The sequence below is a fragment of the Pseudomonas sp. EA_65y_Pfl1_P113 genome, assembly GCF_963970525.1.
Lineage (GTDB): Bacteria > Pseudomonadota > Gammaproteobacteria > Pseudomonadales > Pseudomonadaceae > Aquipseudomonas > Aquipseudomonas tritici.
Genome location: NZ_CAXAQM010000039.1, coordinates 40,357 through 47,248 on the forward strand (window position 1 = coordinate 40,357; position 6,892 = coordinate 47,248).

General features: G+C 58.6%; 8 protein-coding genes and 1 pseudogene. 2 read left to right on the forward strand and 7 right to left on the reverse strand.

What is annotated here, in order from left to right; translation table 11 throughout:
* Positions 1-65 precede the first annotated feature (65 nt).
* Together erdR and AACY52_RS24615 are read right to left on the reverse strand one after the other, a co-directional pair.
* Positions 66-716 (reverse strand): response regulator transcription factor ErdR, encoded by a 651-nt coding sequence (gene erdR, locus AACY52_RS24610; protein ID WP_065872500.1) that lies wholly within the window; start codon positions 714-716, stop codon positions 66-68.
* 252 nt (positions 717-968) lie between these two features.
* Positions 969-1,688, reverse strand: a complete 720-nt coding sequence (locus AACY52_RS24615) for a tRNA-uridine aminocarboxypropyltransferase (protein WP_339427108.1) — start codon at positions 1,686-1,688, stop codon at positions 969-971.
* Positions 1,689-1,867: 179 nt separating this feature from the next.
* Between AACY52_RS24615 and AACY52_RS24620 the strand changes: the two genes are divergently transcribed.
* Both AACY52_RS24620 and AACY52_RS24625 read left to right on the forward strand, forming a co-directional pair.
* The gene (locus tag AACY52_RS24620) at positions 1,868-2,308 is read left to right on the forward strand and encodes a PA3611 family quorum-sensing-regulated virulence factor (protein ID WP_049709734.1); all 441 of its coding nucleotides are present in this window, start codon (positions 1,868-1,870) and stop codon (positions 2,306-2,308) included.
* A gap of 293 nt (positions 2,309-2,601) precedes the next feature.
* Positions 2,602-3,714, forward strand: coding sequence for a TIGR00730 family Rossman fold protein (locus AACY52_RS24625; protein ID WP_339493530.1), 1,113 nt, complete (start codon positions 2,602-2,604; stop codon positions 3,712-3,714).
* 131 nt (positions 3,715-3,845) lie between these two features.
* Here the strand turns inward: AACY52_RS24625 and recX are convergent, their stop codons facing one another.
* From recX to AACY52_RS24650, 5 genes and pseudogenes are all read right to left on the reverse strand, one after another.
* Complete coding sequence (recX, locus tag AACY52_RS24630) at positions 3,846-4,313, reverse strand: recombination regulator RecX (RefSeq protein WP_339418233.1); 468 nt, start codon at positions 4,311-4,313, stop codon at positions 3,846-3,848.
* 8 nt (positions 4,314-4,321) lie between these two features.
* Entirely contained in the window at positions 4,322-5,380 is a 1,059-nt protein-coding gene (gene recA, locus AACY52_RS24635) for a recombinase RecA (protein ID WP_048720087.1), read from the reverse strand.
* An 84-nt stretch (positions 5,381-5,464) separates the two neighbouring features.
* Positions 5,465-5,965, reverse strand: coding sequence for a nicotinamide-nucleotide amidohydrolase family protein (locus tag AACY52_RS24640; protein WP_339418236.1), 501 nt, complete (start codon positions 5,963-5,965; stop codon positions 5,465-5,467).
* 81 nt (positions 5,966-6,046) lie between these two features.
* Positions 6,047-6,262: pseudogene (locus AACY52_RS24645) on the reverse strand (lysis protein); the annotation flags it as partial.
* A 13-nt stretch (positions 6,263-6,275) separates the two neighbouring features.
* On the reverse strand, positions 6,276-6,782 hold the full coding sequence (locus tag AACY52_RS24650; protein ID WP_339560870.1) for a glycoside hydrolase family 19 protein: 507 nt from the start codon (positions 6,780-6,782) through the stop codon (positions 6,276-6,278).
* Positions 6,783-6,892 lie beyond the last annotated feature (110 nt).

Below are 6,892 nucleotides of genomic sequence, written 5' to 3' on the forward strand. Positions count from 1 at the left end.
AACTGAACCAAAGAAGTGGGGAAACTAGATCACGCCAAGTCAAAAAAGCGTGAACCGCTCAACGCTTAATGCTGCGAGATTGACTCAAGTTGTTGTAGGAGCAATGCCGCCTGGGTGCGCGTACGCACGCCCAGCTTGCGGAAGATCGCCGTGACATGGGCCTTGATGGTCGCTTCAGATACGCTCAGCTCGTAGGCAATCTGCTTGTTCAACAAACCTTCGCAAACCATGGTCAGCACACGAAACTGCTGCGGCGTCAGGCTGGCCAGTCCATCGCGCGCGGCCTTGGCTTCGTCGGACACGTTAATTTCTTCAAACGCTTGCGGCGGCCAGGACACATCGCCATCAAGCACGGTGCGCACGGCTTTCTGGATATCTTCCATGGCACTGGACTTGGGGATGAAACCACTGGCGCCAAACTCCTTGGAGCGCACCACCACATCGGCGTCTTCCTGGGCCGAAACCATCACCACGGGGATCTGCGGGTATTGCCCGCGCAACAGCACCAGCCCGGAAAAACCATAGGCGCCGGGCATATTCAGGTCGAGCAGCACCAAGTCCCAGTCGGACTTTTCGGCAAGGCGGGCTTCCAGCTCGGCAATGCTGGCCACTTCGACCAGCCGCACGTCCGGGCCAAGGCCCAGGGTCACGGCTTGATGCAGCGCACTGCGAAACAGCGGGTGGTCATCGGCTATCAGGATTTCGTATGTGGCCATTGATTAAATGATCCTGTTTTTTATGGGAGCCCTGATGGGTTCAGGGCTCGCCAGTACACAAGGCGGCAGCCAGGCAGCTGTCGCCACAGGGCACGCTCAACGTCAAAAGCACCTGAAACGACGTCGAAAATTCACGGTTGCACCCCAATCGGCGCTCAGCATGCCCAGCGTAGCCTGGGGGGTCAAGCACTACGCCCACGGGCATTTTAGCGGCGTGCGGGTTTAGGGTGCCATCATGCAAACGTCGTCTGGCTATCCCGCAGGTATATAGGGAGCAAGACGAGTATGGACGATGTCCGTCGGGTCCAGGGGTAACTGGAATTTGGCCGCCAGGTAATGCGTGCTGAACACGTCGAGGTAGGCATCGAGTACTTCGCAGGCAGCCTGGTCATCGGCCAATTCGAGGCACAGGGCGGCGACTTCGGCGGTGCAAAAATGATCATCACGCTTGGACCGGCGCAGTTTATAGCGCGACAGTTGCTCCGGCGCCAGGCTGAGTACCGGCAAATGCTCAAGGTAGGGGCTTTTGCGGAACATCTTGCGCGCTTCACTCCAAGTGCCATCCAGCAAGATGAACAACGGGCGCTTGCCCTCCTCCACCTTTACTTCACTGACAACACGCTCGGGCGCCACAAATTCACCAGGGAACACGATGTAGGGCTGCCACTGCGGATCGGCCAACAAGGTGAGCAAGTCCGGATCGACTTCGGTGCGCGACCAGGCGAATGCGGTGGTGTCGTCGATTACGTCGGCGATCAGCCAGCCGGTGTTGCTGGGCTTCATCGGTTCCACGTCATGCATCAGTAGACACATGGCAGATCGGGCCTCGACTTCGGGGCGCCAGGCACACAGGCAGTATTGCGGGATGACCCGGCAACCGGGGCAGCGTTCGGCACGCGACCCACGATTGAGGAACGGCCGCACGGCGCGAGCCAGACGTTGGGTACGCAGGCGGGAGACGGCGTGGCTCATCGGATGCGCCGGTGAAACGGGTAAATCGACACGGTGGAAACTCGTGAAAGGCTTAAGTGGCCGCAGTTTACCAGCGATACGCCTGGCTGTAGTGGCAAGGGCACACCTATAATTGCGCGCCACTGAACGCACAGCACAGTGGCTGGTCTATGCACCAGTAACCGAATCAGGAGAGTTTCATGCTGCGTTCCATGCTGCGTCTTGTCGCCCCATCCGTCGCCCTCGCGCTGGTATTGCCCGTGTGCGCCCAGGCGGCCTCGCTGCTGGAGGCCCAAATGAACAGAAAGCTGCAAAGCGTCGCGGCTGAGAGCAATAAGGACCTGCCCCGGGAAATCGACGAAAAAACCCTGGAAGTGGCCTACACCGTTGAAGGCATGCAACTGATCGATCACCTGAGCGTGATGTCCGACCGCGCCGAACAGATGCGCGCCAACCCCAAGGCTGTGTACTTCCAGCTTGGCCAAAGCGTGTGCCTGAACAAAGGCTACCGCGAACTGATGGCCAAAGGTGCAGTGATGCGCTACGAAATCACCGAGAACAAGACCAACCGTCCTGTGGCGTCGGTCAAATTCGTTGAAGCAGATTGCCCGGCACCGGCTGCGGCGAAAAAGAAAAAGTAGCCGTTTTACCTTCGCGCGCTGCTGTCCGGCAGCGCGCACTCCCCCCGCGCCAACTCCTTCCAGGCAACTAAGCCCCCCCTATTGAGCGACCAATAAGTGGTTGCCAGCCAAGGGTTTTTCGGCACATGATCAAGTCATTCCAGCCATTTATTCACAGCATTGTTCATGCTGTTCTGTAACATTTTCAGGGCAAAAGAAGGTTGCCCCCTGCGGCAAGCAGCGACACATGCAGTGTCGTAGCCTCCGGCGAACCTCTCGTCGGCCACCCGGGCCCTGCAAGAAGGAGACGTTGAATGCCTTACGAACCGAATGACCGCCTGCTTCGACATTTTGAAGAGAACGGGGCCGACCTCACGCAGCAGGTCGAAGCTCAACTCCAACTGATCGCTCCCAACAGCCCGAATATCCCCCTGTATCGCGACATGATCCTCACCGTGCTGCGCATGGCCCAGGACGACCGCAACCGCTGGAACGCCAAGATCACCCTCCAAGCTATCCGCGAATTGGACCATGCCTTCCGCGCGCTCGAACAGTTCAAGGGTCGCCGCAAAGTGACAGTGTTCGGCTCGGCACGCACTCCAGTGGAAAGCCCGCTGTACGCCCTCGCCCGGGAAGTCGGCGCAGCGCTGGCACGCTCGAACCTGATGGTGATCACCGGCGGTGGCGGCGGCATCATGGCCGCCGCCCATGAAGGCGCCGGCCTTGAACACAGCCTGGGGTTCAACATCACCCTGCCGTTTGAACAGCATGCCAACCCGACCATTGATGGCACTGAGAACCTGCTGTCCTTCCACTTCTTCTTTACCCGCAAGCTGTTCTTCGTCAAGGAAGCCGACGCATTGGTGTTGTGCCCAGGCGGTTTCGGCACGCTGGATGAAGCGTTGGAAGTGTTAACCCTGATCCAGACCGGCAAGAGCCCGCTGGTACCGGTAGTGCTGTTGGACGCGCCAGGCGGCGGGTTTTGGCAGGGTGCCCTGGATTTTATCCGCAGTCAGTTGGAAGCCAACCGCTATATCCTGCCTACCGACCTCAAGCTGGTACGCCTGGTGTACAGCGCCGAAGAGGCAGTGGAAGAGATCAACCAGTTTTATGCCAACTTCCACTCCACGCGCTGGTTGAAACGTGAGTTTGTAGTACGCATGAATCATCCGCTCAGTGAGCGGGCATTGGCCCATTTGCAGAGCGAGTTTGCCAGCTTGCGGCTGAGTGGGGACTTCCAGCAGCACGGGTATACCGGCAAAGAACATGACGAGCCAAGGTTCAGTCATTTGACGCGACTGGTGTTCAACTTCAACGGGCGCGACCAGGGCCGGCTACGGGAGCTGGTGGATTACATCAATTTACCGGAGAACTGGGCGCAGGCTCAGGGGAAGGCTCAGCAGCGGGTGGCGCCGGAGCCGGCGTGATTTTTTGAGCAAAAAAAAGGCCCACTATTTTCATAGCGGGCCTTTCTTATGGCGGCTTAGGTATCTACACACTGTTGTAGTGAGCGGGCTTGTCGAATCGTCGCAGCGCCCGTTAACTAGACCAACTGCGTTCAGTCGTCCATATCCCGACCGCTCAACAAGCGACTGATCATCTCCATCGAAAACCCGCGATAACTCAGGAAGCGTCCCTGCTTCGCACGCTCTCTGGCATCGATCGGAAGATGGCCAGAAAACTTGCGCCGCCAGGTGTCTTCCAGCTGCGCCTGCCAGCTGATACCGCACTCACGCAGGGCAAGATCGATATCCGCACGCTGCAAGCCACGCTGGCTCAGTTCTTCGCGAATACGCGCAGGGCCATAGCCGGAGCGGGCTCGATAGGAGACAAAGCTTTCGAGGTAACGGGCTTCCGAAAGCAGTCCCTCTTCCGTCAAACGGTCGAGGGCAGTTTCGATCATCTCGGGTTCCCCGCCGCGCTGACGCAATTTACGCGTCAGCTCGACTCGACCATGCTCGCGTCGAGCGAGCAGGTCCATCGCGGTGCGCCGAACGGCGACGAGTGTATCCAGTACAACTGTCATCGTTTGCTTCAGATATCAGTGTCGGCTTCTTCCACTTCTTCAACCGGCTCACGGTTGGCGGCAGCTTTCACGTCTGGCGCAGGGGTCAGCAGCTTGTCGCGGATCTGCTTCTCAAGCGTGGCCGCGATGTCCGGGTTGTCTGCCAGGAACTTGGCCGAGTTGGCCTTGCCTTGACCGATCTTGCTGCCATTGTAGGCATACCAGGCACCGGATTTTTCGACGAAACCGTGCAGCACGCCTAGGTCGATCATTTCGCCGTTCAGGTAGATACCCTTGCCGTAGAGAATCTGGAATTCGGCCTGACGGAAAGGCGGGGCCACCTTGTTCTTCACGACTTTAACGCGGGTTTCGCTACCCACAACCTCGTCACCTTCTTTCACCGCGCCGGTACGGCGGATATCAAGACGGACCGAAGCGTAGAACTTCAACGCGTTACCACCGGTGGTGGTTTCCGGGCTGCCGAACATCACGCCGATCTTCATACGGATCTGGTTGATGAAGATCACCAGGCAGTTGGCGTTCTTGATGTTACCGGTGATTTTACGCAGCGCCTGGGACATCAGACGGGCCTGCAGGCCCACGTGCATATCGCCCATTTCGCCTTCGATTTCAGCCTTGGGAACCAGGGCAGCCACGGAGTCGACCACGATCACGTCAATGGCGTTGGAGCGCACCAGCATGTCAGTGATTTCCAGGGCTTGCTCACCTGTGTCCGGCTGAGAAACCAGAAGGTCGTCCACGTTGACGCCCAGTTTGCCGGCGTATTCAGGGTCCAGTGCGTGCTCGGCGTCGACAAACGCACAGGTGGCGCCCATTTTCTGCGCCTGGGCAATCACTGACAGAGTCAGGGTAGTTTTACCGGAAGATTCAGGACCGTAGATTTCAACGATACGGCCTTTTGGCAGGCCGCCAATGCCGAGCGCAATGTCCAGACCCAGAGAGCCAGTGGAAATAGCCGGGATCGCCTGACGGTCGTGATCGCCCATACGCATTACGGCACCCTTGCCGAATTGACGTTCGATCTGACCCAGGGCCGCAGCCAAGGCTTTCTTCTTGTTGTCGTCCATTAAAGTCCTCACGTAATCAATAAGGCCGGGGCGGCCAACACCTGTATAAGTAGACAGTATTGTTCCACAAAGATCGGAGATCGCCTACCCCTGATTTTCTATTTCTGCTGCAGCTCGTCGCAACAAACCCTCTAGCGCGGCTTTTACCGTTTGTCGGCGGACCTCGTCGCGGTTGCCGGTAAAGTGTTCGAGTTCGGCCGTGACGTCCTCACCCACGCCAAAGGCCAGCCAGACGGTGCCCACCGGTTTGTCCGGCGAACCGCCATCCGGCCCCGCCACACCGCTGACCGCGACAGCAAATCGCGCCAGGCTCTTTTCCTGCGCGCCACGCACCATTGCTTCCACCACTTCCTGGCTGACGGCGCCAACTTTTGGAAACAACGTTTCCGGCACATTCAATTGCCGCGTCTTCTGCCGATTGGAATAAGTGACATAACCCGCCTCGAACCAGGCCGAACTCCCCGGAATACGCGTGATAGCTTCCGCGATACCGCCGCCGGTGCAGGACTCGGCAGCGGTGATATGGGCGTTCAGCACCTGTAGACGGCGACCCAGTTCAGCAGCCAGTTGAGTGATTTCATTCACGGTCGTCTCCAGACGTAGGCGGGGGTTTGCTTACCCTACAGGAGCCAATCGCACGCGCAAGTGACGAACTGTCTCAAGAAGCTAGCGGGCGACGGCGCGCACGTACGCCTGACAGGCGCGCAAGGCGATCAGGGCGTTATCACCATCGTCGGTGATGCCGATAATTCGCTGAGCATGCGCCGGGTCAAGTCGGGCTCGCGGGGTTGCATGAACCAGGCTGCCGGTGGCGGTGGCGGCTGGCACTGCACCGCCACTGACGGGTTCGGCGGCGTCGAGAAGGACTGACAACCGCACATCAAGCGGCAGGCCACTAGGAAACGCATAACACCGCCTTCGCGCGCGCCCATAGCCGCAATCGATCCTCCAGCCCATTCAGCCCACCATTGATGCGCCGCGTAATGGTGGTGAACTGGTCCTCGTCGGCCAGCTCATTCAGGCCATTGCTCTGCCAGAACCAGGCGGCCGACTCAGCCGCCCACCGCGGTTGCTCCAACAACATGGGATCTCTTAACAGACGATCATCACCAAACAACGCCTGACTGCAGGCCAGGTAATTGCGCCGACCGGTGATCTGGATCAGCCCCCTGCCCCGGTACAACTGACCATCGCCATCCGCTTCGGGGCGATTGCCCAGGCGCGCGGCCAGGCTGCCGGTGTCGTATTTGCTCAGATAGTAATCGCTGCCCAGTTCACGGACGTAACGCAGCTCGCCGGATTCGTGACCGATCTGGGCGAGGAAGGCGGCGATGCGCTTCGCACGGTTAATCTCGAAGCGAACGAAAGCCGCATTCAAGGGCGTTAAAAAAAGGTTCTTCACGGAATCACGGGAAAGACAGAAACAAGAACGCCGATTTGATGGATGATGTTCGTGCGAGCAAACACATCTAAAAAACCGGCGTTCTTATGCGTGATATTAATACTTTTCTT